This is a genomic window from Actinoplanes campanulatus, from assembly GCF_014647795.1.
Taxonomy (GTDB): domain Bacteria; phylum Actinomycetota; class Actinomycetes; order Mycobacteriales; family Micromonosporaceae; genus Actinoplanes; species Actinoplanes campanulatus.
Map to the genome: position 1 here is coordinate 1 of NZ_BMPW01000013.1, position 24,316 is coordinate 24,316.

The 24,316-nt window shown below is 71.4% G+C and carries 22 protein-coding genes and 1 pseudogene; 12 read left to right on the top strand and 11 right to left on the bottom strand.

The window, feature by feature from the left end; translation table 11 throughout:
• The first annotated feature begins 63 nt into the window (after window positions 1–63).
• Together IEZ13_RS24405 and IEZ13_RS24410 are read left to right on the top strand one after the other, a co-directional pair.
• On the top strand, window positions 64–435 hold the full coding sequence (locus tag IEZ13_RS24405; protein ID WP_183222029.1) for a hypothetical protein: 372 nt from the start codon (window positions 64–66) through the stop codon (window positions 433–435).
• A gap of 59 nt (window positions 436–494) precedes the next feature.
• The gene (locus tag IEZ13_RS24410; RefSeq protein WP_183222030.1) at window positions 495–929 is read left to right on the top strand and encodes a CBS domain-containing protein; all 435 of its coding nucleotides are present in this window, start codon (window positions 495–497) and stop codon (window positions 927–929) included.
• 46 nt (window positions 930–975) lie between these two features.
• On the opposite strand, the gene IEZ13_RS24415 is transcribed toward IEZ13_RS24410, so the two are convergent.
• Together IEZ13_RS24415 and IEZ13_RS24420 are read right to left on the bottom strand one after the other, a co-directional pair.
• Window positions 976–1,257, bottom strand: a complete 282-nt coding sequence (locus IEZ13_RS24415; protein ID WP_183222031.1) for a hypothetical protein — start codon at window positions 1,255–1,257, stop codon at window positions 976–978.
• Between the two features lie 164 nt (window positions 1,258–1,421).
• The gene (locus IEZ13_RS24420) at window positions 1,422–3,047 is read right to left on the bottom strand and encodes a polysaccharide biosynthesis tyrosine autokinase (RefSeq protein ID WP_183222032.1); all 1,626 of its coding nucleotides are present in this window, start codon (window positions 3,045–3,047) and stop codon (window positions 1,422–1,424) included.
• Between the two features lie 245 nt (window positions 3,048–3,292).
• Here IEZ13_RS24420 and IEZ13_RS24425 point away from each other — a divergent pair, with 245 nt between their 5' ends.
• Window positions 3,293–4,621: an alkaline phosphatase D family protein gene (locus IEZ13_RS24425; RefSeq protein WP_260179250.1), complete on the top strand. Its 1,329-nt coding sequence runs from the start codon at window positions 3,293–3,295 to the stop codon at window positions 4,619–4,621.
• Here the strand turns inward: IEZ13_RS24425 and IEZ13_RS47965 are convergent.
• Both IEZ13_RS47965 and IEZ13_RS24435 read right to left on the bottom strand, forming a co-directional pair.
• Window positions 4,585–4,827, bottom strand: a pseudogene (locus IEZ13_RS47965) (protealysin inhibitor emfourin); the annotation flags it as partial. The gene IEZ13_RS24425 and the pseudogene IEZ13_RS47965 overlap by 37 nt on opposite strands.
• A gap of 54 nt (window positions 4,828–4,881) precedes the next feature.
• Window positions 4,882–5,805, bottom strand: coding sequence for a siderophore-interacting protein (locus IEZ13_RS24435; protein WP_183222034.1), 924 nt, complete (start codon window positions 5,803–5,805; stop codon window positions 4,882–4,884).
• Between the two features lie 153 nt (window positions 5,806–5,958).
• Between IEZ13_RS24435 and IEZ13_RS24440 the strand changes: the two genes are divergently transcribed.
• Complete coding sequence (locus IEZ13_RS24440; protein ID WP_183222035.1) at window positions 5,959–6,414, top strand: response regulator; 456 nt, start codon at window positions 5,959–5,961, stop codon at window positions 6,412–6,414.
• Window positions 6,415–6,603: 189 nt separating this feature from the next.
• Here the strand turns inward: IEZ13_RS24440 and IEZ13_RS24445 are convergent, their stop codons facing one another.
• Both IEZ13_RS24445 and IEZ13_RS24450 read right to left on the bottom strand, forming a co-directional pair.
• Window positions 6,604–7,464 carry a universal stress protein gene (locus tag IEZ13_RS24445; protein WP_183222036.1) on the bottom strand — a complete coding sequence of 287 codons (861 nt, stop codon included), beginning with the start codon at window positions 7,462–7,464 and terminating at the stop codon, window positions 6,604–6,606.
• A gap of 46 nt (window positions 7,465–7,510) precedes the next feature.
• On the bottom strand, window positions 7,511–8,176 hold the full coding sequence (locus IEZ13_RS24450) for a type 1 glutamine amidotransferase domain-containing protein (RefSeq protein ID WP_183222037.1): 666 nt from the start codon (window positions 8,174–8,176) through the stop codon (window positions 7,511–7,513).
• A gap of 75 nt (window positions 8,177–8,251) precedes the next feature.
• Here IEZ13_RS24450 and IEZ13_RS24455 point away from each other — a divergent pair, with 75 nt between their 5' ends.
• Window positions 8,252–9,121, top strand: coding sequence for a LysR family transcriptional regulator (locus tag IEZ13_RS24455; protein WP_183222038.1), 870 nt, complete (start codon window positions 8,252–8,254; stop codon window positions 9,119–9,121).
• On the opposite strand, the gene IEZ13_RS24460 is transcribed toward IEZ13_RS24455, so the two are convergent.
• Window positions 9,099–9,587 (bottom strand): MarR family winged helix-turn-helix transcriptional regulator, encoded by a 489-nt coding sequence (locus tag IEZ13_RS24460; RefSeq protein WP_183222039.1) that lies wholly within the window; start codon window positions 9,585–9,587, stop codon window positions 9,099–9,101. The two genes, IEZ13_RS24455 and IEZ13_RS24460, sit on opposite strands and share 23 nt — an antisense overlap.
• A gap of 169 nt (window positions 9,588–9,756) precedes the next feature.
• Here IEZ13_RS24460 and glnII point away from each other — a divergent pair, with 169 nt between their 5' ends.
• The 7 genes from glnII (at window position 9,757) to IEZ13_RS24495 (ending at window position 18,680) form a co-directional block, all read left to right on the top strand.
• On the top strand, window positions 9,757–10,758 hold the full coding sequence (gene glnII, locus IEZ13_RS24465) for a glutamine synthetase (RefSeq protein WP_183222040.1): 1,002 nt from the start codon (window positions 9,757–9,759) through the stop codon (window positions 10,756–10,758).
• Between the two features lie 37 nt (window positions 10,759–10,795).
• Window positions 10,796–11,557 carry an N-formylglutamate amidohydrolase gene (locus IEZ13_RS24470; RefSeq protein WP_183222041.1) on the top strand — a complete coding sequence of 254 codons (762 nt, stop codon included), beginning with the start codon at window positions 10,796–10,798 and terminating at the stop codon, window positions 11,555–11,557.
• A gap of 48 nt (window positions 11,558–11,605) precedes the next feature.
• Window positions 11,606–11,935, top strand: coding sequence for an STAS domain-containing protein (locus IEZ13_RS24475; protein ID WP_183222042.1), 330 nt, complete (start codon window positions 11,606–11,608; stop codon window positions 11,933–11,935).
• The gene (locus IEZ13_RS24480; RefSeq protein ID WP_183222043.1) at window positions 11,928–12,305 is read left to right on the top strand and encodes an ATP-binding protein; all 378 of its coding nucleotides are present in this window, start codon (window positions 11,928–11,930) and stop codon (window positions 12,303–12,305) included. Before IEZ13_RS24475 ends, IEZ13_RS24480 begins: the two co-directional genes overlap by 8 nt.
• 85 nt (window positions 12,306–12,390) lie before the next feature.
• Window positions 12,391–14,739 carry a rhamnogalacturonan lyase family protein gene (locus IEZ13_RS24485; protein WP_183222044.1) on the top strand — a complete coding sequence of 783 codons (2,349 nt, stop codon included), beginning with the start codon at window positions 12,391–12,393 and terminating at the stop codon, window positions 14,737–14,739.
• Window positions 14,740–14,795: 56 nt separating this feature from the next.
• A complete protein-coding gene (locus tag IEZ13_RS24490; protein WP_183222045.1) occupies window positions 14,796–15,653 on the top strand; it encodes a hypothetical protein in 858 nt (285 codons plus the stop codon).
• Between the two features lie 147 nt (window positions 15,654–15,800).
• Window positions 15,801–18,680, top strand: coding sequence for a glycosyl hydrolase (locus IEZ13_RS24495; RefSeq protein ID WP_183222046.1), 2,880 nt, complete (start codon window positions 15,801–15,803; stop codon window positions 18,678–18,680).
• An 18-nt stretch (window positions 18,681–18,698) separates the two neighbouring features.
• Here IEZ13_RS24495 and IEZ13_RS24500 read toward each other — a convergent pair whose 3' ends face one another.
• The 4 genes from IEZ13_RS24500 to rho all read right to left on the bottom strand — a co-directional run bounded on the left by IEZ13_RS24500 (window position 18,699) and on the right by rho (window position 24,248).
• Window positions 18,699–19,892 carry a GGDEF domain-containing protein gene (locus tag IEZ13_RS24500; RefSeq protein WP_229795014.1) on the bottom strand — a complete coding sequence of 398 codons (1,194 nt, stop codon included), beginning with the start codon at window positions 19,890–19,892 and terminating at the stop codon, window positions 18,699–18,701.
• Window positions 19,892–21,226, bottom strand: coding sequence for an extracellular solute-binding protein (locus tag IEZ13_RS24505; RefSeq protein WP_183222048.1), 1,335 nt, complete (start codon window positions 21,224–21,226; stop codon window positions 19,892–19,894). The genes IEZ13_RS24500 and IEZ13_RS24505 overlap by 1 nt, the downstream gene beginning before the upstream one ends.
• A 127-nt stretch (window positions 21,227–21,353) precedes the next feature.
• The gene (locus IEZ13_RS24510; protein ID WP_183222049.1) at window positions 21,354–22,856 is read right to left on the bottom strand and encodes a PP2C family protein-serine/threonine phosphatase; all 1,503 of its coding nucleotides are present in this window, start codon (window positions 22,854–22,856) and stop codon (window positions 21,354–21,356) included.
• A gap of 306 nt (window positions 22,857–23,162) precedes the next feature.
• Window positions 23,163–24,248, bottom strand: coding sequence for a transcription termination factor Rho (gene rho, locus IEZ13_RS24515; RefSeq protein WP_229794970.1), 1,086 nt, complete (start codon window positions 24,246–24,248; stop codon window positions 23,163–23,165).
• Window positions 24,249–24,316: the final 68 nt, after the last annotated feature.

The window sequence follows — 24,316 nt, forward strand, 5'->3', positions numbered from 1 at the left end:
CCGCCGGACTCAACGTGATAGAAAGGCCCACCCCATCCGGGGTGGGCCTTTCTTTTTTGTCCTGTGAATACCGCCGGCCCGCGTGGTCCAGCCCGGTTCGGCCGCGCCGCCCAGCCGGATCGTGTCACCTGCCGTGGTGCGACCGTCGCGTACCAGGCCGGCATCAGCGCCCTCTGGAGGACCAAGACCGTGGAGGGCATCGGGTTCAACAGCAGCTACGGCGAGGTGCTGGAGGCGTACCCTGACTTCGCGATGGTTTTTGGTGGAAATGCGGAGTTCGCGTATGGCGAAGTCGATGTGCCTGGAAACAGGGACGCCACCTACGACATCCGGGTGCAGCAGGGCCTGGTGGACCGCATCGACCTGGACATGAGAGGCGAAGCCTGCTACAAGGTGGCGGCGCTGTGGGCGTACCCCGAAAAAGGTCCTTCTTGACAGGAGCCTGCTTTTTTCGGCATAGAGGGGGTACGCAAGCCGACCATGAAGGAGGGGCGATGCGGATCAGTGACATTCTCCGGGTGAAGGGTGGACAGGTCGTCACGGTGAATCCGGATGCTACGACCGAACGGCTGTTGGGCGTTCTGGCGGAGCACCGGATCGGGGCGGCGGTGGTGTCGCGAGATGGTGTGGTGGTCGACGGCATCGTCAGTGAGCGGGACGTGGTGCGGGCCCTCGCGGCTCGTGGGGCGACCGTGCTGACGGAGCCGGTGAGTGCGATCGCGACCACACAGGTGCGGACGGTGACGCCGGACTCGCGGTTGGAGGACGTCGAGCGGTTGATGACCGAGCGGCGGTTCCGGCATGTTCCGGTGGTGGTGGACGGGGTGCTGCGCGGGGTGGTCAGCATCGGGGACGTGGTCAAGAACCGGATAGACGAGTTGGAGACCGAGCGGAGTGAGCTGGCCGGGTACATCACCGGCGAGCGGTAGACGCGAAGACGCCACCGCCCGAACGTGGGCGGTGGCGTCTTTTCGCTCAGCGGTGCAGCAGCGAGGCTAACCGGCCCCGGGCGCCGGCCGCCTTCGCGGCACGGCGCCGGTGCAGGAAGACGGCGGCCGCCGCCGCGCCGGCCAGCGCCAGAACGGTGGCCGTCGTCGACTTCGGATTCCGGCGGGCCACCTGGCCGGCGGCGGTCGCCTTGGTCCGGGCCGTGGTGACGGCCTGACGGGTGCGGGAGGGGGAGTCGGCTGAGCCGTTCCCGGAGATGGAGTCGACGCTCTCGGGCGCGTCACCGTACGTGATCTGGTTCGTGGTCATCGCTCACCTCTCTTTGGACATATGCCCGATGGAGATTCGCCTCGGCTCGGCTTCTGGATGGGTTTGCCCCGTCGAAACCGGAAACCAACATGGGTTCACGCTCCAGGACCGACGCTAATCGGACAGTACGTCCGGCGTTGTCCGAGAACCGACACAACCGGGGGTCAGCTGCGAGCGTCGGCAGGCTCCTCCGGTTCCGTGGTGGAGTCAGTGGAGTCGGCGTCGTCGGGAGAGCCGGCGTCGTCGGAGGAGTCGGCTGCCGTCGACGAGGCGTAGACGGTGGCGGTGTTGGCGGAGCCGTAGATCACCGGGACCGCGACGGTGGTGGTCCGGGCGAAGTACTCGGCCATCGCCTCGGCGTCCTCGTCGTCCTCCTCGACGGCCTCCACGTACGCATGCTGGGTCACCCCCGGCGGCGCCACGTCGTCGGCGTCCGAGACCAGCCGGTCGCGGGTCAGCGGCTCGTGGTGCGGCGCGATCCCGGTCGGCTGGGTACGCGCGTGCGGCACCAGGGCGCCGGCGCTCTTCGGCACGTTGACCAGCACCGGGCTGACGTTGTCGTGCACCACCTCGGCCAGTTCGTCCAGGGCCCGGCGGACCGACTCCCGGCTGGTCCGGGCGAAGTCGCCGACCAGCAGGATGTGGTCGCTGAGCGCGGCCAGGGCGATCGCGTCGGAGGCGCTGAGCACCGCCGTCGAGTCGAGGACGATCACGTCGGCGTGCTTCTGGACGGCGTGCAGCACCCGGGCCAGCTGCCCACTGTCGAGCAGGTCGACGTGATCGCCCTCCTCACGCCGGCCGGCCGGGATGACGTGCAGGCCGGGCACGGCCGTCTCCTCGAGGACCTCCTCGACTCCCGCCTCGCCGTCGAGCAGGGTGGTGAGGCCGTACTCTCCGGAGATCCCGAAGACGTGGTGCAGCTGCGGGTGGCGCAGGTCGGCGTCGACCAGGATCACCGAGCGCCCGGCCTGGGCCAGGGTGACGGCCAGGTTGGCGGCCGTGGTGGTCCGGCCCTGCCGGTCGCCGGGGCTGGTCACCAGGACGGTGGTGGCGACGGTCGGCAGCAGGGACGCCCGTAGTGACGGCTGCAGGCGGGTGCGCAGGTAGCGGTACGACTCGGCGGCCGGCGAGGTGGGGTCGCGCAGCACCACCGGGGCGCCGAGCGTGGTGCCGGCCGGGCGCTTGTAGCGGGGCACGGTGGCCAGCACCGGCACGCCGGTCAGCCGCTCGTAGTCCTCGCGGCCGCGGATCAGGCCACGGGTGCGGGCGCGCAGCAGCGCGGTGCCGGCGCCGAGCAGCAGACCGGCCGCGAGACCGGCGGCCAGGTCGGGGCCGAGCGGGCGGGTTACCGGGTCGTCCGGGAGGCTGGGCTCGCTGAGCACTGTCACGCGGGTCGGGCCGGTGGCGCGGTAACTCACGTACGCCTCGACGAGGGCCCGAGCGCGGATCCGGGCGCTGAAGCGGTTGTCCGCGGTGTAGACGAGGCGGAGGACGTTCGCGTCCGGGGTGACCTCGATGGTGAGGTCCTCCAGGAAGGACCTCTTGTCGGCGCCGACCCGGCCCGCGGCCGGGAGCACGACCGCGTCGGAGAGCGCGACCGCACGCTCCGTGCCGATATCCGGGATCACCGGCGTGAGGATGGGCGCGGTGGTCGGTGCGGCGCTCGGGCCCGCGGTCGCCGGGGCCGCGGCGGTGAGGCAGGCCTCGACCAGGACCGTCGCCTCGGACTCGTAGCCGGATGGCGCCGACTGGTTCAGACCGTAGGCGGCAGCGAGTGCTGCCGTCGTCACCACCAGTGTCCATGGACCGTATCGGCGCAATAGTCGCGCGGATCGTCCGTAGGTCGTCATCGCGGCAGTCCCTCCCCGTTTCTCGGATCTCAAGCCGGAGATTCTTCCACCGATCGATCACTTTCCGCCTCGATCATTCCGGCGATTTCCGTCTCGTTGTTACGGCCGGTGAGCGCTGTCCGGCTGGGGATATGGCGAGAATCTCGTCGTCATTCAATCGGGGAAGCGGCGGCCCGTTGCCCGGTATGAGCATTCCGTTTCGCCCGGTGTCGTATGGGATTAAGAGACTGCTCGCCCCCATTTGCCCGTCGTGTCATCCGCTGATCCGCACGCCCGCACCCGCCATTAACGCGGCGCCCGGATGGTACGCAGCCACGACCGCCGGATTCTCCAAGGTGGTCGCGTCCGGCACGGCGACCGCCCGGTACGAGGACGCGCACGCCATCCACGTGGTGGCCCGCGGCCTGAAACCGGGGACCGTCCACTACTACCGGTTCCGGGCGCGCGGGCACATCTCGCAGGTGGGCCGGACCCGGACCGCCCCCGCGAGCGGCACGTTCGGGCCGGACCTGCGGATCGCGGTGGCGTCCTGCGCCAACTACGAGTCGGGGTACTACACGGCGTACCGGCGGATGGCCGAGGACCGGCCCGACCTGGTGCTGTTCCTGGGCGACTACATCTACGAGGAGAGCCGGTCGCCGGGGCGGGTGCGGACGCACGCCGGCGGGGAGACGGTGACGCTGGCCGACTACCGGCGGCGGTACGCCCAGTACCGGACCGACCCGGATCTGCGGGCCGCCCACGCCGCCGCGCCGTGGATCGTGGTGCCGGACGACCACGAGGTGGAGAACAACTACGCGAAGCTGACGCGCGCCAACAACCGGCCGGTGCTCAGCGCGTCGCGGTGGCGGGCCCGGCAGGCGGCCGCGTACCGGGCGTTCTACGAGAACATGCCGCTGCGGTCGGCGACCTTCCAGCGGCGGGTGCACTGGGGGCGGCTGGCCACCTTCCATATGCTCGACACCCGGCGGTTCCGCGACGACCAGGCCTGCGGGGACTACTGGAAGGTGTGCGGCGCGGCGGAGCTGCCCGGCCGTACGATCACCGGCGCCGCCCAGGAGAAGTGGCTGCTCGACGGGCTCGCCCGGCATTACGGCACCTGGGACGTGCTCGGGCAGCAGGTGTTCTTCGCCCAGTTCGCCGACCGAGCTGATCTGTACGTCGATCAGCTCGAACGGGGACGGCACGCCGCTCACCGAGATCCCGTTCGCCCGCGTGAACCCGCATCTGCGGTACTTCTCCGAGCGGCGCGGCTACACGCTCGTGACGCTCGGCCGGGACCGGGCACGGGCGGACTTCCGTACCCTCCCGGTGGTGACCCGGCGGGGAGCGCGCGTCGCCACGCATGCCTCCTTCGTCACCGAGGCGGGGCGCCCGGGTCTGCACCGGCTGTGACGGGGGCGCGGGCGGCACGGGTGAGGAACCGCAGGAGGGGGCGCAGTTCCGCGGGGACCGTGGGCTCGGCCACGGTCGCGCGCCAGTGCCGCCCGCCGCATTCGACGGCCAGCTGGTAACGGGTCAGGTCGGCCCGGCAGGCCGCGCCGATCTCCGCGCCCACCCGGGTCAGGTCCAGGTCCTGGACGAGGCGGCGCAGCTCGCGGGCCTGGTCGAGGGGGAGGGTCGCGGAGTCGAGCACGACGCGCAGTGAGCGGTCCGTGAATCCGCCGGTCCGGCGCAGCTCGGCTCGTATATGGGAGGTCACGTCTGAAGAGCGTGGCATCGACCCGACACGACGGCTGTCAGATCAAGGGCACAGGGGTGTGTCGAATCTTCATCAGTCCTCCGGGCGGCCCAGCCGCCAGTAGCCCATGAACGCGACGGCGCGCCGGTCCACCCCGCACTCCGACACGAGGTGCCGGCGCAACGTCTTGATCACCGCGGCCTCGCCGGCCAGCCAGGCGTAGAAGCCGTCCGGCGTGGCCGTGGACTCCTCCGGCACCTCCCACAGCACGTCGTGGTCCACGTCCACGTCCTCCAGCTCGGCCGGGGCGGCCGGGGCCACGCAGTCGGCGAGCAGCCGGGCGGCGGCCGCGCGGACCGCCGGGATCAGCCTCACCCCGTGCGCCTCGCCGTCGCGGGGCAGCCAGGTCACCGTGAACCCGGCCGGCGCGTCGACCGCCAGGTGGTCGCCGGTCGACGGCACCTCCAGCAGCGCCTCACCGACCGTGTCGGACGGCAGGGTGGACAGGATCGAGCAGATCGCCGGGGTCGCGGTCTCGTCGCCGACCAGCAGGATCCGCCGGGTGGCGGCCGGCGGGTGGAAGTCGATGCCGCCGGCCTCGCCCGGGAAATCGGCGTTCGGGCCCATGATCACCATGGTCGAGCCGGGGACCGCGTCGACCGCCCAGCGGGAGGCCGGGCCGTTCACCCCGTGCAGCACCATGTCGACGTCGATCTCGCGCTCGGCGGCGCGGACGGCGCGGACCGTGTACGTCCGGATCGGGTTGCGCCGCTCCTCCGGCAGGTCGCGCCACCGCGTGTACCAGTCGAGCCCGGTCGGCAGGTGCTCGTGGCCACTTCCCGGCAGCGGCACGATCAGCTTGATCCGCTGATCCCGGCCGTTGTCGGCGAACCGGTCCAGGTCGTCGCCGGTGAACGTCACCCGCACGAAGTTCGGGCTCAGCCGGGTCAGCCGGGCGACCCGGGCCGCGAAGAACCGGAACGGGAGCGCCTCGGTGGGCACGACGGTCTGGGTCACGGAAGCCTCCCGCGTCTCTAAGGTAACCCTAACCTAACTGCTGGCTCCGGAGATCGCATCACCGGCCCACCCGCTCCCGTTCCGCAACGCCGGTTGTCCGTCGATCCGGCCGTCCGCCGCCGATCGGACTGGCACCCGCGAGAAGGAGGAGACATGCCACAGCCCACGACCACGGAACTCACGTTCAGCGACGCAGGCATGCCGTGGGCCGTCGAGGACTGGTCCGCCGCCCTCCATCCGCCCACCGTCCTCATCGCCGACGACGACGAGACCATCCGCGACCTGATCGCCGTCAAGCTGCGAGCCGCCGGGTACCACACCCTGGAGGCCGGCGACGGCCGCACCGCGATGGCCCTCGCCGTCAACGAACGACCACACCTGGTCCTGCTCGACATCTCCATGCCGGGGCTGGACGGGCTCGGCTTCTGCTACGAGCTGCACTCGTCGCCGCAGACCGCGGACATCCCGGTGATCATCGTCAGCAGCCGCGGCACGCCGGCCGACGTCGACCTCGGGCACATCGTCGGCGCGGAGGACTACGTGGTCAAACCCTTCTCCCCGGCCGAGCTCCTGCGCCGGGTCCAGCGCCTGCTTCCCCTCGACGGCTGAAAAACCCCTATTTCGTACGCCTACCCGTTCCGCCGTGGGCGACCCGCGAGGCGGGTGGGTGGTGCGGACCGTGCCGCGCCCGCCGGGCGTGAGTGGGTGGCCGGGCTCGCGAGGCGGGGTGGGTGGTCGCGGAGCGTGCCGCGGCCGCCGGGCGTGCTGACCGCGGCCCGGCTTCGCCGGAAGCGGTTGTCAGCGGGCGGCGTGTACGAGCGCGATGCTGCACCTGGCACGTTGCAGCAGGTGCCGGCCCACCGACGGGCGCAGCGCCAGCCGCAGGACCCGGCGGACCCGGGCCCCGGCCACCACCAGCTGTGCGCCGGCGGCCGCCCCGGCCAGCACCTCGCCCGGGGCGCCGACCAGGATCTCGGTGCTCACCGGCACGCCCGGGAAGCGGCGCCGCCAGCAGTCCACCACCGCCTGCAACCGGCGGCGCTCGGTGGCCACTGCGCACAGGTTGGCGTCGGAGAGCAGGTCACGGCCGGCCGGCACCGGCCAGCCGTGCACCGCGCGCACTCCGACGCCCCGGACCGCGGCCTGCTCGAAGGCGAACCCGAGGACCAGGCCGGCGGAGGGGGAGTCGTCCACCCCGGCCACCACCGGGTCGGTCTCCCGGGGCTCACCCCGGACCACCACGACCGGGCACCGGGCGTGCGTGCCGACCGAGGCGCTGGTGGAGCCGAGCAGCGCCCGGACGGCCGAGTGGCGGGGCCCGCCGACCACCACGAGGGCGGCCTCGGCGCTGCGCTGCGCCAGGGCCACCGCCGCGGTGCCGTGCTCGACCCGGGTGCGCAGCCGGACGCCGGGATGGGTGACGGCGGCGGCCTCGATCGCCCGGGCCAGCATCTCGCCGACCGCGTCGTCGGTGTCGGCGTCGGGGTAGACGGTGGCGGCCGGCATCATCGCGGCGGCGGGGACGTAGCTGGGCCACTCGTAGGCGTACAGCAGCTCCACCGTGGCATCGGTGCGCTCGGCCTCGTCCAGCGCCCAGCGGGCGGCCTTGCGCGCGTCGCACGACCCGTCATAGCCCACGACGATCCTCTGAGTGGCCACGGCGCCGCCTCCCTGTGCTTCCTCCCCTGATCGTGGTGGGTCCGGTTCAGTTCTTCAAGACCGTGAGCACGGCTTCGGCCACACCGGTCGACGAGGCCGGGTTCTGGCCGGTGACCAGGCGGCCGTCGGTGACGACGTGCGGCTGCCAGTCGGCGGCGCCGGAGTGGTTCGCGCCGAGCTCCTCGAGGCGGCTCTGCAGCGGGAACGGGACCACCTCGGTGAGGCCCACCGCGATCTCCTCGGCGTCGGTGAACGCCGCGATGTTCTTCCCGGCGACCAGCGGGGTACCGTCGGAGAGGGTGAGGCCGACCAGGGCGGCCGGGCCGTGGCAGACGGCGGCCACCACGCCGCCGCGCTCGTACAGGTCACGGGCGAAGGTGTTCAGATGCGGGTCCCCGGGAAAGTCCCACATGGCGCCGTGCCCGCCGGCGAACAGGACGGCGTCGTAGCCGGCCGGGTCGACGTCGGCGAACCTCGGGGTGTCCGTCAGGTCGACCCGCTCGGTGAAGTCGCGCTGCACCGGGTCGGACAGGTCGGCGCCGTCGACCGGCGGTTCGCCGCCGGCCACCGAGGCGAACTCGACGGTGTACCCGGCCTCGGTGAAGACCCGCCACGGGTGTGCGGCCTCGGGCAGGTAGTAGCCGGTGGAGCGGAGCCCGCCCAGGTCGCCGTGACTGGTCAGGCCGATCAGGATCTTGTTCGTTGCGGTCATGTCCCACACCATGCCTCGGTACAGCCATCGGAAACCAAGAGAATCAGTTTTGGCAGCCATAGGAATACTGATGGCATGCTGGATCTGCTGCACACGTTCCTGGCGGTCTACCGGGCGGGCACACTGACCCGGGCCGCCGAGAGTCTCGGGCTGTCCCAGCCGACCGTGACGGCGCAGCTGCGCGGCCTGGAGTCGCGGATCGGGCAGCCGCTGTTCGTGCGCGGGGCCCGCGGGGTCACCCCGACCGCCGCCGCCGACGACCTGGCCCGCCGGCTCGACGGGCCGATGGACGCGCTCGCCGGAGTGGTCGGCGGGCTGCTCGGCACGCCCGGTCCGGCCGGGCGGACCCTGCACCTGGGCGGGCCGGCCGAGCTGATGACGGCCCGGGTGCTGCCGTCGCTGGCCGGCACGGTCGAGGCCGGGGTGAGCATCCGGGTCCGGCTCGGGCTGGCCGACGATCTGCTGGCCGAGCTGTCCGACGGGCGGCTCGACCTGGTGGTCAGCGCGGTCCGCCCGCGCCGTGCCGGCATCCACGCCGAGCCCCTGTACGACGAGGAGTTCACGCTGGTCGCGGCGCCGCTGTTCCTGAGCGCCCGGGACCGCGCCGACGTGCACGAGCTGCCCCTGCTGGCCTACGCCGAGGAGCTGCCGATCGTGCGTCGCTGGTGGCGGCACGTCCTCGGTGGGCCACCGCCCCGGCGGGCGGTCCTGGTCGTTCCGGATCTGCGGGCGCTGCGCGCGGCCGCGGTCGCCGGGATCGGCGCCACCGTGCTGCCCCGCTACCTGGTGGCCGACGACCTCACCGACGGCACGCTGACCGAGATCCTGCCCACCGACGACCCGCCGATCAACACGCTCTATCTGGCCACCCGTGCGGCGACCCGGGACGAGCCGCACATCGCCCGGGCCCGGGTGGCGCTGCTCAGCCAGGCCCGTCTCTGGTGACCTTTCCGTCGCTGGTGAGGGTGGCCTTCCCGCCGCTGGTCACGATGCCGGTGATCCAGGGTTCGACGATCTCGCCGAGCAGGGCGGCCAGCGCGGCGGCGGCGCCGGGGGAGAGCGGTGCGAACGCCCCCGAGTTGACGGCCTGAACCGCGGTGGCGGCCCGGCCGGCCAGTTCGTGACCGGCCGGGGTGGGGCAGAGCCAGACCCGCCGCCGGTCGGTCTCGTCGCGTTCGCGCTCGATCAGCCCGGCCGACTCGAGACGGTCGGCGAGCGGGGTGATCGAGGACTGCTGCACGTGGAGCATGCGGGCCAGCGCCCGGCCGGTCATGCCCTCGTGCTGCCCGAGCACGTAGAGGGCGAGCAGATCCAGGGAGGGCATCTCGAACTCGTCGGCCACATCGTCCACGGCGCTCTGCACGAGGCGGCCGGCTTGGAGGACCAGATAGCCGAGTTCGCGCCTCACCACCGTTCAAAGTTACCGGGATCACGCTTCCGAGGTGCGGGAACGGAAACGTGGAGTTGATCTAAGGGGGTTAGAGTCCTGGCGCTGGGTCTGGGTTAGTGAGTGTTTATCAGCTTAAGCCAGGCTAGGCGGAGTACGCCCCGAGTACCCCGATTCGAGGAGAAAAAGAACCATGGCTGTCAAGGCCGAGTACCTGTGGGTCGACGGAACCCAGCCCACCGCCAAGCTGCGTTCCAAGACCAAGATCCTGGCCGACGGCGAGAAGCCCGGCATCTGGGGCTTCGACGGCTCGAGCACCAACCAGGCGCCCGGCGACAAGTCCGACTGTGTCCTCCAGCCGGTCTTCGTCTGCCCGGACCCGCTCCGTGGCGGCGACAACATCATCGTGCTGTGCGAGGTCGAGCTGATCAGCGGCGCCCCGCACCCCACCAACACCCGCGCCCCGCTGCGCGCGATCGCCGAGAAGTACGCCGACCAGGAGGCGATCTTCGGCATCGAGCAGGAGTACACCTTCTTCAAGGACGGCCGCCCGCTCGGCTTCCCGGTCGGCGGCGGCTACCCGGCCCCGCAGGGCGGCTACTACTGCGGCGTCGGCGCGGACGAGGTCTTCGGCCGTGAGATCGTCGAGGAGCACATGGACGCGGTGCTCGCCGCGGGCCTGCACCTGTCCGGCATCAACGCCGAGGTCATGCCGGGTCAGTGGGAGTTCCAGATCGGCCCGGTCGCCGCCCCGCTGGTCGCCGACGAGCTGTGGGTCGCCCGCTGGCTGCTCTACCGCATCGCCGAGAAGCACGGCGTCTCCGCCACCCTCGACCCGAAGCCGGTCAAGGGCGACTGGAACGGCGCCGGCGCGCACACCAACTTCTCCACCAAGGCCATGCGCGAGGGCTACGACGCGATCATCGCGGGCGCCGAGGCGCTGGGTAAGAAGCGCCAGGAGCACGTGGACGGCTACGGCGCCGGCATCGACCAGCGCCTCACCGGCCTGCACGAGACCGCCCCGTGGACCGAGTACAGCTACGGCGTCTCCGACCGCGGCGCGTCGGTGCGTATCCCGTGGCAGGTCGAGCGGGACGGCAAGGGCTACATCGAGGACCGTCGCCCGAACGCGAACGTGGACCCGTACGTGGTCACCCGTCTGCTGATCGACACGATCTGCTCCGAGCTGGCCTGATCGTCGCCGAAAGGCCACCGTGCGTATTCTTCGCGCGGTGGCCTTCGACGTTCTGCCCGGTGATTCCGCGTCGCCGGTGATCCTGCACGTGCCCCATTCCTCCCGGAATATCGTTGAATCCGGGTTGTATCCGGACATTGTCGCTGAGGAATTGGACCACCTCACCGACGCGTACACCGATCTGATCGCGCTCGGCGCCGCCGAAACCGCGGCCCGGCGGCCGTGGATCTTCATGAACCGGCTGTCCCGCCTGGTCGTCGACCCCGAGCGGTTCACCGACGACGAGATGGTCCGGGCCGGCATGGGGCCGGTCTACACCCACGGCCACGCCGGCCGGCGGTTGCGCGACGACGACCCCTCGCGCGACGCGAAACTTCTCCACGAGCACTTCCATCCGTACGCCGAAGCGATGACCGGCCTCGTCGACGGCCGCCTGGCCGCGACCGGGCGTGCGGTGATCCTCGACGTGCACTCCTATCCGACGGCGCCGCTGCCGTACGAGCTGCACGCCGACGGCCCGCGCCCACCGGTCTGCCTGGGCACCCACCCGCTGCACACCCCGGACCGGCTGCTGGCCGAGGCCCGGGCGGCGTTCGGCGACACCGGCCTGAACAGCCCGTTCGCCGGTTGCTACGTCCCGCTCAAGCACTACGACCGCGACCCGGCCGTCTCCGCGCTGATGGTGGAGATCCGCCGCGACCAGTACATGACCGAACCGGGCGGCCCGCCGACCGCCGGGATCGACCGTCTGGCCCGGGCGCTGGCGATCCTCGTCGATACGGTTCCGGCGCTCCGGTGACCCGCCCGGGTGGCAGCGTTCCGGCTGATGGAGTGACATGATGGCCCGGTGGTGAACTTCGAGGCGAGGACATCCGCCGGCGACGGCCGCGCCGTCGTGGCTCTCGCCGGGGAGTGCGACCTGGCGACCCGCGAGCAACTGACCGCCGTCCTGCTCGACGCGGTGAACCAGGCCCGGCTCGTGTTCGTCGACATGGCCGGGCTCACCTTCATCGACTCCAGCGGCGTGCACAGCCTGGTCACCGCGCATCACGCCGCGAAGCAGACCGGCGGGCGGGTCTACGTGCTCAACGCCACCGGCCCGGTCGCCGCAGTCCTCGAGCTCACCGGCCTCGACACCCTGCTGCGCGCTCCGGTCGAAGAGCGCCGTCATGTCTGAGACCGTCGATGGGATGTCGTACCACGTACCCGACGATCTGCGGGCCGTCCGCGCCTTCGTCACCGAGCGGGCGCTGGCGCTCGGCCTGCCTGAGGCCCGGCTCGACGTGCTCACCCTCGCGGTCAGCGAGCTGACCACCAACACGTTGCAGCACACCAGCGGCGGCGGGCACATCCGGGTCTGGGTGGAGGGCGGCCGCCTGGTGTGCGACGTCGTCGACCAGGGCTCCGGCCGGCCGTTCGGGCGGGCCATGCCGTCGGCCGAGGCGGTCCGGGGGCGCGGGCTGGCGATCGTCGAGCGGGTCTGCGACGCCGTCTACACGACCGCGGTTCCGGGCGGCACCCTCGTACGCATCTGCCTGGATCTCTAGTTTTTCTGTTATCGCCCGGTGGCGGAGGCATCTACGCCGGTGGACACCTGTCCATCCCCCGCATCCCCAGGCGAAAGGCAACCCCATGTCCTCACCCCGACCCCGGCGGCGACGCCGGGGGCTGATCGCGGCCGGCGTCCTCGCGGTCGCCGTCCCGGCGGGCCTCGTGACCGTCTCCATGATCCCCGCGGCCGCGGCGACGACCCCGGTCGCCGGCGGCGTCTACACGCTGGCCTCCGGATCCAGCGGCAAGTGCGTCGACGTGGCCGGCGCGTCCACCGCCAGCAGCGCGCTGCTCGTCCAGCTGGCCTGCAACGCGGCCGCCACCAACCAGCAGTGGACCGCCAGGCAGCAGAACAGCGGGCAGTTCCAGCTGGTCAACGGCAACAGCACCCGGTGCATCGACGTGCCCAGCTCGACGACCGTGTCCGGCACCCAGCTACAGCAGTACAGCTGCGGTGACGCCACCAAGAACAACCAGCTGTGGACGTTCACGGCGTCGACCGCGGCGTCCGGCAAGTTCCTGGTCAAGAGCGTCGCCAGCGGGCTGTGCATCAGCAACAAGGACGGCTCCACCGCCGGCAACAACCCGATCGTGCAGGAGACCTGCTCGGACGTGGCCCGCATGCAGTGGTCGTTCAACCACGTCTCCGGTCCGACCGCTTCGCCGACCACGCCCACCGAGTCCGGCCGGCAGATGGAGGACCTCGACCGGGGCCTGATCAGCGTCCGCTCCGGCACCGGCAACCTGGTGTCCTGGCGGCTGCTCGGTACCGAGCCGGCGACCACCGGGTTCAACGTCTACCGGTCCGGTACCAGGATCACCGCGACGCCGATCACCAACTCGACGAACTACCTGGACGCGGGCGCGGCGGCGAACGCCTCGTACACGGTCCGGGCCGTCGTCAACGGCGCCGAGCAGGGTGACTCGCCCGCGTCGCTGACCTTCGGCAGCGGCTACCTGGACGTGCGGCTCCAGGTCCCGGCCGGCGGGACCACCCCGGACGGCGTCGCCTACACCTACTCGGCCAACGACGCCTCGGTCGGTGACGCGGACGGCGACGGCGACTACGAGATCTTCGTGAAGTGGGATCCGTCCAACTCGAAGGACAACTCGCAGTCCGGGTACACCGGCAACGTGTACGTGGACGCCTACACCCTCCAGGGCACCCGGCTGTGGCGCATCGACCTGGGCCGCAACATCCGGGCCGGCGCGCACTACACCCAGTTCCAGGTGTACGACTACGACGGCGACGGCAAGGCCGAGATCGCCATGAAGACCGCCGACGGCACCGTCTCCGGCACCGGCGTCACCATCGGCTCGGCCGGCGCCGACTACCGCAACTCGTCCGGCTACATCCTGTCCGGGCCGGAGTACCTGACCATGTTCAGCGGGCAGACCGGCGCCGCGCTGTCCACCGTCAACTACACCCCGGCCCGCGGCACCGTCTCGTCATGGGGCGACTCGTACGGCAACCGGGTCGACCGGTTCCTGGCCGGCACCGCCTACCTCGACGGCGCCCGCCCGTCGCTGATCATGGCGCGTGGCTACTACACCCGGGCCGTCATCGCCGCCTGGGACTTCCGCAACGGCGCCCTCACCAGCCGCTGGACCTACGACTCCGGGACCAGCAACACCGGGGCGTACGGGCAGGGCAACCACCAGCTGTCCATCGCCGACACCGACGCCGACGGCAAGGACGAGATCATCTACGGCGCCGCGGCGATCAACGACAACGGCGCCCTGATGTGGCGCAGCGGCCTCGGCCACGGCGACGCCCTGCACGTCGGCGACCTGATCCCGTCCCGGGCCGGCATCGAGGTGTACCGGCCGTCCGAGTCCACCTCCCAGCCGACCGACGCCATGCTCGACGGGCGCACCGGCGCGGTCATCTGGTCGCACGCCTCCTGCGGCTGCGACAACGGCCGGGCCGTGGCCGGTGACGTCTACGCCGGCAGCGCGGGCGCCGAGGCCTGGTCGTCGTCGGTGTCCGGGCTGACCAGCGCCGCCGGCGCCAACATCGGCCGCAAGCCGTCGTCGACGAACTTCCTGGCCTGGTGGGACGCCGACCCGGTCCGCGAGCTGGTCGACGCCACCCGGGTCGACAAGTACGGCACGGGCGCCGACACCCGCCTGCTCACCGCCTCCGGCGTCGCCTCCAACAACAGCACCAAGCAGACCCCGGCGATCTCCGGCGACATCCTCGGCGACTGGCGCGAGGAGATCGTCTGGCGGCTCTCCGACTCGTCGGCGCTGCGCATCTACAGCACCCCGGTCGTCACCGACCGCCGGATCCACACGCTGGCCCACGACTCGCAGTACCGGGTCGCGCTGGCCTGGCAGAACACCGCCTACAACCAGCCGCCGCACCCGGGTTTCTTCCTCGGCGACGGCATGACCACCCCGGCCCAGCCGAACATCTACGTTCGCTGAGCCCTCGCCCCGGCGCCGCGACGCGGCGCCGGGGCACCCCGGTCCATCATGGGCGGGTGGACCTTCTGTTCGACGTCGCGCCGGCGCCGGGTCGCCCGCCGCTGCGGTTCGAGGTGGCCGGCACCCGGCTCCTGGTGATGCGGCAGGGCGACCGGCCGGTGGTTCTGGGCCGCGTCGACGACGGCCACTATGGCGTCGACTACGCGCGTACCGGGGCCTACCGTTCGCCGGTCCCGCCTCTGCGGGCCGCCCACGCGGCCGGCGTCGCCGCCGACAGGGACGAGACGTGGTGGGCACGCTGGGCGCATCACTTCCGGTCAGAGCTCTCCGGATCGGCGTACGGGCCACTGCACGGCGGTCGATGGCTGCTGAGTTCCCGCGTGCCCCGCCTGCGGACGCGGTGGCGGTGGGAGCTGTGCGCGGCGGACGAGGGCTACGTCGACTACGAGGGCGACTGGCCGGTGCTGCCGCTGCGCACGCCGGCCGGCCCCGGGGACGGCCGGGTCAAGGCCTACCGGAAGCAGGTCCGGGACGGCAGCCTGCCCCCGGTGCTGATCTGGTGGGTCAGCTGCCTGTGCGGCTACGTGGTGCTGGACGGGCACGACCGGCTGGCCGCCGCTCTCGCCGAGGACCGCGAACCGCCGTGGCTCGAGCTCACCCGCGTGGACCCGGTCGAGGCCGCCGCGCTCACCCGCATGGTCGTCGACCGCTACCTGGAGCGCGAGGCGATCATCCGGCGTCATCCGGGGACCGCGCCAGCGCTGACCCTTCTCGGACAACAGTTCGGGGCGGACCTTCGCGAAGCCGAGCACGGCGAAGCCCGTACCGTCGCATGGCCTTCGGCGGGAGGAACCGCGGCCTGGACGCGCGCGGCCGAGGAGTGCGCGCCCGGCTGGCTCGCGTCCCTCGGCTAGAGATCGAGGTCGGCGTTTCGCCGGACCACTGAGAAGCTTGTTAAAAATTCGGAAACATTGACGACATCCACTGTACGCATTTACCGTTCTAGGCCAGAGAGCGCTCTCACGGGCGGGCTGCCAAGGGTCGGATGCAGTGGAGGCGTGATGGGATCTGTCAGCGGCCGGGCCCTCGCACTGACCGCCGTCGCGGCCGTCGTGGCCGGATTCGGGGCGGTGGCGGTCAGCGGGACGGCGGACGCGGCCACGGTCGGCGCGGGCAGTTACACCGAGACCCTGCCGGCCGGCGCGAGTCTGCCCACCGGCTGCGGAGACCTGGCCACGAACCCCCGCCAGTTCATGACCGCCGGCGCACCGGCCGGCCCGGTCCCGACCAACGACTGGTGGTCGTCGCTGGTCTACAAGAAGTTCGACTGCGCCTACAGCGAGAACCTGCACGCGCATCCGACGAGCTACGACACCACCGCGGGCGGGCTGGGCTTCTCCTACAACACCACGCCGCAGATCAGTGGCTCGTCCACCGGCGTCGGCGAGTACCACTACATCTACCAGGAGGACTTCACCGCCGGGGTGGCCGGGCTGAACGCCCCGCGGACCCTGGTCGACTCCTGGACCGACTGGACCGTCACGCCGTACTGGAGTGACGGCACCCGGACCATGAAGGCGACCATCGGCCACGGCCTGCCGTTCGCCTACTTCCAGATCACCGGCGGCAACGCCCAGATCACCGCGAAGAGCACCCCGGCAGTCTGGTCCAACAGCGGTTCGCGGATCGGCTACTCGGTCGCCGGCAAGGACTACGTCGCGTACGCGCCGACCGGGGCCACCTGGTCGGTCAGCGGCACCGTCATCACCTCCACCCTGGCCGGCAGGGGCTACTTCTCCATCGCGGTGCTGCCGACCACGCCGGCCACCAGCACCACGGACAAGATCGCCCTGGCCGGCAGCTTCGGCACGTACGCGCACGACCACGTCACCGGCACACAGGTCTCGTACGCCTACCACCAGGCCACCAGCCGGGTCACCACCACGTACGCGTACACCACCACCGCGCGGGAGGGTTCCGGCGCCGGGACCGTCGTCGGCCTCTACCCGCACCAGTGGCGGGCGCTGACCGGCGCGACACCCGCCACGCAGACCTACGTCACCGCCCGCGGCGCCATGAAGCTGCTCGTCGGCGCCTCGTCGTACACCACCTCGGCGGTCTACCACGGAGTGCTGCCCGAGGTGCCCGCGGTCGCCGACAGCGGCGGGGCCGACCTGAGCACCCTCAACGCCTACCTCGACCAGGTCAAGGACAACCCGGTCAACGTGACGAGGAACGACACCTACTGGACCGGCAAGGCGCTCGGCATCGGCGCCCGGATCGCGGAGATCGCCGACCAGCTCGGCCGCACCGACGTACGGGACACCGCGCTGGCGGCGATCCGGAGCAGGCTGACCGACTGGTTCACCGCCACGGCGGGCAAGACGGAGAGGCTGTTCTACTACGACCGCAACTGGGGCACGCTGATCGGCTACCCCGCCTCGTACGGCTCCGACGCGGAACTCAACGACCACCACTTCCACTACGGCTACTACATCGCCGCCGCCGCGACGCTGGCCAAGTTCGACCCGTCCTGGGCGGCGGGCTCCGGCTACGGCGGCATGGTGGACCTGCTGATCCGCGACGCCAACAACTACGACCGTGGCGACAACCGGTTCCCGTACCTCCGGGACTTCGACATCTATGCCGGGCACGACTGGGCGGCCGGGCACGGCGCGTTCTTCGCCGGCAACAACCAGGAGTCGTCGTCGGAGGGGATGAACTTCGCCAACGCGCTGATCCAGTGGGGGCAGGCGACCGGCGACACCGCGATCCGCGACGCCGGCATCTTCATCTGGACGACGCAGTCGGCCGCGATCAACGAGTACTGGTTCGACACCCGCGACGAGAACTTCCCGTCGGCGTTCGGCCACGGCACGGTCGGCATGGTCTGGGGCGACGGCGGGGCGTACGCCACCTGGTTCGCCTCGGCGCCCGAGCAGATCCACGGCATCAACCTGCTGCCGGTCACCGGCGGGCACTTCTACCTGGGTGACGACCCGGCGTACGTCCGGCGCAACTACACCGAGATGGTCACCAATGCCGGGCACGAACCGGCGCTCTGGCAGGACATCGCCTGGCAGTACCTGGCACTCGGCGACGGCGACGCGGCGCTGGCCAAGTTCCGGGCCGGCAGCGGCTACACCCCCGAGGAGGGCGAGACCAGGGCGCACACGTTCCACTGGATCCGCAACCTCGCCGCCCTCGGCACGACCGATCTCACCGTCACCGCCGACCACCCGCTCTACCGGGTGTTCAGCAGAAACGGCGCCCGGACGTACGTCGCGTCCAACATCACCGGCGCGCCGCTCACGGTGACCTTCTCGGACGGCAAGGTGCTGGCGGTGCCGGCCGGGCAGACGGTCGCCGGCGGCGCGGTGAACTGGTCCGGCGGCAACGCGACCGGCGGCGGCATCAACCCGACTCCCACCCCTACGAACCCCTCCAGCCCGACGCCGACCCCGACCACTCCCAGCCCGGTCCGGTACCTCCAGGCCGGTGGCGTGCTGGCGGACGCCGCAGGCACAGCCGGCACCGCGACCGTGGCCAGGGCGTCGGGCGCGAACGACAACCAGCCGCACTCGCCGATCACGTTCACCGCGACCGGGCTGACCATGGCGTACCGTTCCGGCGCCAGCACCGCGTTCGGCATCTCGGTGGACGCGGGCGCCTCGGTCGGCAACGCCACCCAGGTCCGTGTCTCGTACGACCTGACCGGCAACGGCACCTTCGACCGGGTCGAGACGTTCCGCTACTTCGCCACCGACCCGGTCACCGGGTGGGAGCGGTACACCGGCGCCGTCGGACAGGTCACCACCACGGGGACCTTCGGCGACCTGGCGAACGGCACGGTCAAGGTGGAGATCTGGAGCGCCATCGGCTCCGCGGCGAGCACGGTCTCGCTGGGCGAACTCTCCACGGTGACCCTGCCGTACCAGTGAGCCGACGACCTGGCAGCCTCAGGCCGACATCGGGACGGACGGAGCTGCCAGGTCCCGCATGGATTCGTCGAAGACGGCGAACTGTCCCTTGCCACGGTTCTTGGCCGCGTACATGGCCAGGTCGGCCTGGCGCAGGATGTCCGTGGGGTCCCGGTCCGTGGCCGCGACAGCGATCCCCACGCTGCCGCGGGTGAAGACCTGGTGACCGCCGGCGTCGACCGGTTCGGCGAGCGCCCCGATGATCCGCCGCGCGAGACGGATCGCGGTGTCCACCCCACCGTCCTCGATCAGGATCGCGAATTCGTCCCCGCCGAGACGTGCCGGAGTGTCGCCGTCCCGCAGGGATCCGCGCAGCCGCCGGGCCACCTCCACGAGCAGCGCATCGCCTGCCGCGTGGCCGAGGCTGTCGTTGACCCGTTTGAAGTCGTCGAGATCGATGAACATGACCGCCGGATCCCCGCCCGACCGCAGGGCCAGGTCCACCCGATCGGCGAACAGCGAACGGTTGGGCAGGCCGGTGAGCGAGTCGTGCTCCGCCTGATGGCGGATCGCCTCGGCGTTCTGGTTGGCCAGCACCAACGCCGCGCGCTCCTGCCGCAGCAGTTCGGCGGTGGCGGCGTCGGCGGCGCGGTGCGCCCGCTCGAATCGGCGCAACAGGGCGCCGATCATCAAGGCGGTGAGCGCCATCGTGCAGATCAGAAGGTAGTCGGCCGTGGTGGACGCTCGCCGGCTGCTCGCGAGCGCGGCTTCCGACAACGCGGTGATCCGGGCGTTGAGCTGCTCGAACTTCGGGTCGGTCTCCCGCCATTCGAGCTGCGCGGCGGCGGCACTGTCGTCGATGACCAGCAGGGCCAGCTGCTTGTCGAGTAGGACGTGGTACTCGTCCACCAACCGGCTCAGTTCGAGACTGGTCGCGCCGGGCAGGGCGACCGCGAGTCGCGCCAGGATCGCCCGCTCGCTGCCCCGGATGCCGCCCACCTCCCGGGCCACCTGGACCGGGGCGTTGCCCGCGGCCAGCGTCTTCCACTGCAGGGAACTCTCCTCGTTGAGGAGGAGACCGAGGCTGTGCAGTTGCGCCGCGACCTGGCTCTCGGTCACGCCGCGCCGGTGGGAGACGATGTTGAGGTACGTGACCAGCGCGAGGGCGATCACGACCGCCACCAGCACCTTCCCCCACCGATGGTGCCGCCACCAGGCCCGGAGACCGCGCATCACGGGGCCCGCACGATGGCGGTACGGACGTTGTCGTCGGCCGACAGCAGCAACCGGCGAAGATCGTCCGCGGGCATCGGCTTCCCCGTCGCCATCACGAACTCCCACAGGCTGCTGATATCCCTGGTCAGGGCTGCCTCGATGTCGCCCCACGCCGCGACCGCGGGGTACTGCCTGCCGAAGGTCTGCGCCTGAGCGAAGGCCCGGTAGACGGGATCGGTGTCCAGCGCGGCGGCCCGTACCGTCTCCAGCCTGGCCGGCCAGATTCCCGCCGCCCGCACCGCGTACCGATCCTGGCTCTCCGCCCCGGTGAGGAACCGCACCCATTCCAGTGCCGCGGGGTGGTGCGCCGACCGGGCGAAGATCGCCAGGTCACTTCCGCCGAGGAAGGTGTACCTCCCCTGAGGGCCGGCCGGGAGCGGCGCGGTCGACCAGCCGGAGCGCAGGCCGGCCCGGTCCGTGCCGGTGCGGAACCGGGACACCGCATCCGGGCCCTGCATCAGGACCGCGGTCTCCCCGTCCGCGAACGAGGCCATGGCGGCGTCGGAGTCCTTCGCCAGCAGGTCCCGCTTGTTGTAGTTGGCCATCAGGCGCTGGTAGTAGTCGACCCCCGCGATCGCCTCCGGGGTGGAGAGCGTCGGTGCGGTGCCGTCGGCGGACAGCAGATCTCCACCGGCGCCCCAGATGAACGGGGTCACGTTGTGCACGACGTTCCAGTCGTTCTTGCCCGGCTGCCCGAGCGGTGCGACCTTGCCCTCACGCTTGATCGCGGCGAGAGTCCGCTCCAGCGAGTTCCAGTCGGCGAACGCCTTCGCCGGATCCAGCCCCAGCCGGCGCAGCACGTCGGTGCGGTAGAACAGCGCCCGGACGTCGACGAACCACGGCACGGCGGTCACCGCGTCGGTACCGGCCGGCTTCGTCGACGTCCAGCTCGCCGGCACGAAGGCCGCCTGCCCGCCCAAGGAGTCGATCTCGGCCTCGCTGTACGGTTGCAGCGCCCCGGACTTGGTCAGGTCACCCACCCAGGTCGTGCCCAGCTGTGCGACGTCGGGTGCGTCGCCTCCGCCCACGGCGGTGCTGATCATGGTCAACGCGGCGGCCCAGTCCAGCATCCGCAGCTGCACCGTGATGTTGGGGTGCAGCCGGTGGAAGGCCTCCGTCTCGGCCTTCATCGACTGCTCAGCGTTCAACCCGTTCGGCATGAACCAGAATTTGATCGTCACCGGCGGTTCCGAGGCGGCGTACGAGAGTGGCGCCGCGGCCGGCGTGCTCTCCTTCGTGCACGCTGTGGTCCCCACCAGCGACAGCGGCAACACCAGGAGGGCAGCCGACACCGATCGCAGGCGACGGGTCAAGCCTTTGGACGCGTTCAAACGACACCGCCGAAACCTTGGACGACTGAGCGCCCGCACCATCGGCGATCACGTACCCGGCTTTAGACCGGTTCTCCACCGTTCTCGGTCAGCTCAGCACGCGGACGGCGAGGGTGCAGGTGTCGTCGTCCGGGCTCGGGGCGTAGAGCAGCCGGTGGAGGCGGGGCAGCGGCGCCGAGCCCGGGTCGGCGGAGACGGCCGACAGATGGCCGCGGACCTCCGCGGAACGGCCGTCGACGCCCAGGTCACGGCGCTCCACCAGGCCGTCGGTGAAGAACACGACCAGGTCGCCCGGCTCCAGCTCGGCGCTCACCTCCGGGAAGCTCGTCTCCGGCTCGGCGCCCAGCAGCAGACCCGGCGGACGGTCCAGCTCATGGCTCGCGCCGGCCCGGCCGAGCAGGGGCGACAGGTGACCGGCCCGCGCCCACGGCAGCGAGCGGGTCCGCGGGTCGTAGATCGCCACCAGCGCGGTGCCGGTGATGCCGAGCTGAGCGCACAGCCGGTTCATGTGCCGGAGCAGCTCGCCGGGCGCGTGGATGCCGATCGACAACCACGCCACCAGGGCGAACCGCAGATGCGCCATCCCGCTGGCCGCCTCCAGACCGTGCCCGGCCACGTCGCCGATGGCCAGCGCCACCCGGCCGTCCTCCAGGTTCTGTGCGTGGTACCAGTCGCCGCCCACCTGGACTGCGCTCTCGGCCGGCAGATAGCTGACCATCGCCTCCAGCCCGGCCAGCGTGAACGGCGCCGCCGGCACCGGCTGGATCATGTTCTGCAACTGGCCGGCCAGACGGTGCTCGGCCAGCGCGGTCATCTCCCGGGTCCGCAGCTTGTCGCTGAGCCGCTCGATCTCGGTCCGCGAGTCGACCCGCGCCGTCACGTCCTGCACCACGGCGTAGATCTTCACCGGCGCCCCGGCCGCGTCCCGGGACACGTCGGACAGGATCCGCAGATGCTTGGCCTGCTCGCCGATCAGGAACCGGACGGTCACGTCGGAGGTGGCGCCGCTGTCCAGCGTCTGCCACGCGGTCTCGGCGATGCCGCGGTCCTCCGGCAGCATGGCCCGCGCCTGATCGGTACGCGACAGCGGCCCGTCCGCCGGGTCCCGGCCGAAGATCCGGTACATCCCCGGGGACCAGTCGCTGCGGCCGGTGACCAGGTCGTACTCCGCCCAGCCGAGACTGCCCAGCACCTCGGTGTGCTCCAGCCGGCGCTGGTACTCGTCGACCCGCTGCCACCAGATCAGCAGCCCGCCCAGCACCCGGTAGACGCTGATCTCGAAGCGGGACTCGGCCACCGCGCCGGTGCGCGTCTCCTCGTGCCGGAACTCGTCCATCCGCCCCGGGACGCCGGTCTCCAGCACCTCGGTGTACAAATTCCACAACGGACCGCCGACCAGTGCCGGGTACAGCTCGCCGAGCAGACTGTCGACCCGCTGGGTGCCCCGGCCGAAGATGTCCCGGGTCCGGTCGCTGGTCGCCGCGATCCGGAAATCCCGCAGCTCACCGGAGGACCCGCGAACGGGCACGACCCAGGTGCAGCCCACCGGAATCGCGGCGAGCAGCTCCCGCACCACGGACTCGTCCGCCATCCGAGCAGCCTATCGGATGACCTGACCCCTTCTCTTGTACGCCGTTCCCCGCCCCCGGCAACGGCGGCCGCTCCGCGGCACTCCGCGAGCACCTGCCACGCAAGCCTGTGCCGCGCCCGCCGGGCTCAGCTCGGTGGTCCAGCTGGCCTTGAGACAGCTCTGGGAGCCGGCCGGACCGGTGGACCGTGCGGCGCCGGCCGCCCGGTCAGGTCAGCCGGGGTGAGGGGGACGGTGCGCTCACGCCCGGCGGGCGCTGCACGGCCTGGACGGCGCAGTGGGCTCGCGCGGAGCGGGCGGGACTTTGCGTCACGCGTACGATGAATGGGTCTTGATCTTGTGTAGGTAGACCGCGTTGCTGGGCGTCGCGCGAAGCTGTTTGAGCAGCTGGGCCATGTTTTCGCGGCCGGACAGGGCGCGGCGCAGGTGGGCGGTGGCGGCGAGTTCGTCCGGGTGCAGGAACAGCTCGTCGTGGCGGGTGCCGGAGGCGGGGACGTCCACGGCCGGGAAGACGCGGGCCTCGGCGAGTGAGCGGTCCAGCTTGAGTTCGGCGTTGCCGGTACTCTTGAACTCCTCGAAGATCACGCCGTCCATGGCCGAGCCGTTCTCCACCAGGGCGGTCGCGATGATCGTGACCGAGCCGCCGCCCTCGAAGGCGCGCGCCGCACCCAGCAGGCGTTTCGGCGGATGCAGGGCGGAGGTGTCCAGGCCGCCGGTGAGAGTGCGGCCGCGGGCCGGCGCCAGCAGGTTGTGGGCGCGCGCCAGGCGGGTGATCGAGTCGAGGAGCAGGACGACGTCCTCACCCTGTTCGGCCAGGCGTTTGGCGCGTTCGGCGGCGAGTTCGGCGATGCGGGCGTGCTCGTGCGGCGGGCGGTCGAAGGTCGCGGCGATCACCTCGCCCTTCACCGTGCGGCGCATGTCGGTCACCTCCTCGGGGCGCTCGTCGATGAGCAGGACCATGAGGTGGCATTCGGGATGGTTGCGGGTGATCGCCTTGGCCGTCTCGTGCAGGATCGTGGTCTTGCCGGCCATCGGCGGAGCGACGATCAGGGCGCGTTGTCCCTTGCCGATCGGCATGAACAGGTCGATGACGCGGGTGGTCAGCAGATGCGGTTCGGTCTCCAGGCGCAGCCGCTCGTGCGGGTGCAGCGATACCCGTTGGTAGAAGTCGGGGCGGGGGCCGGGCGGGCGGCCGTTGACCGTGGTGAGCTGGAGTTTCGCGGGCCGGCCGAGGGCCTGGCCGGTGATGTGGTCGCCGCGGCGCAGGTGCAGGCGGCGCATCTCGGACGTGGCGATCGGCAGGTCGGTGGGGGACGGCGCGTAGCCGTCGGTACGGATCCAGGGGCGGTCGTCGACGAGGTCGACGAGACCGTCCACGGGGACGGGACTGGTCATGGTGGTGACTCGTTTCGAGAGAGCGCGCCGACGGCGCGGAAAGCCGGTGAACGGCTCGGGGAGATGGA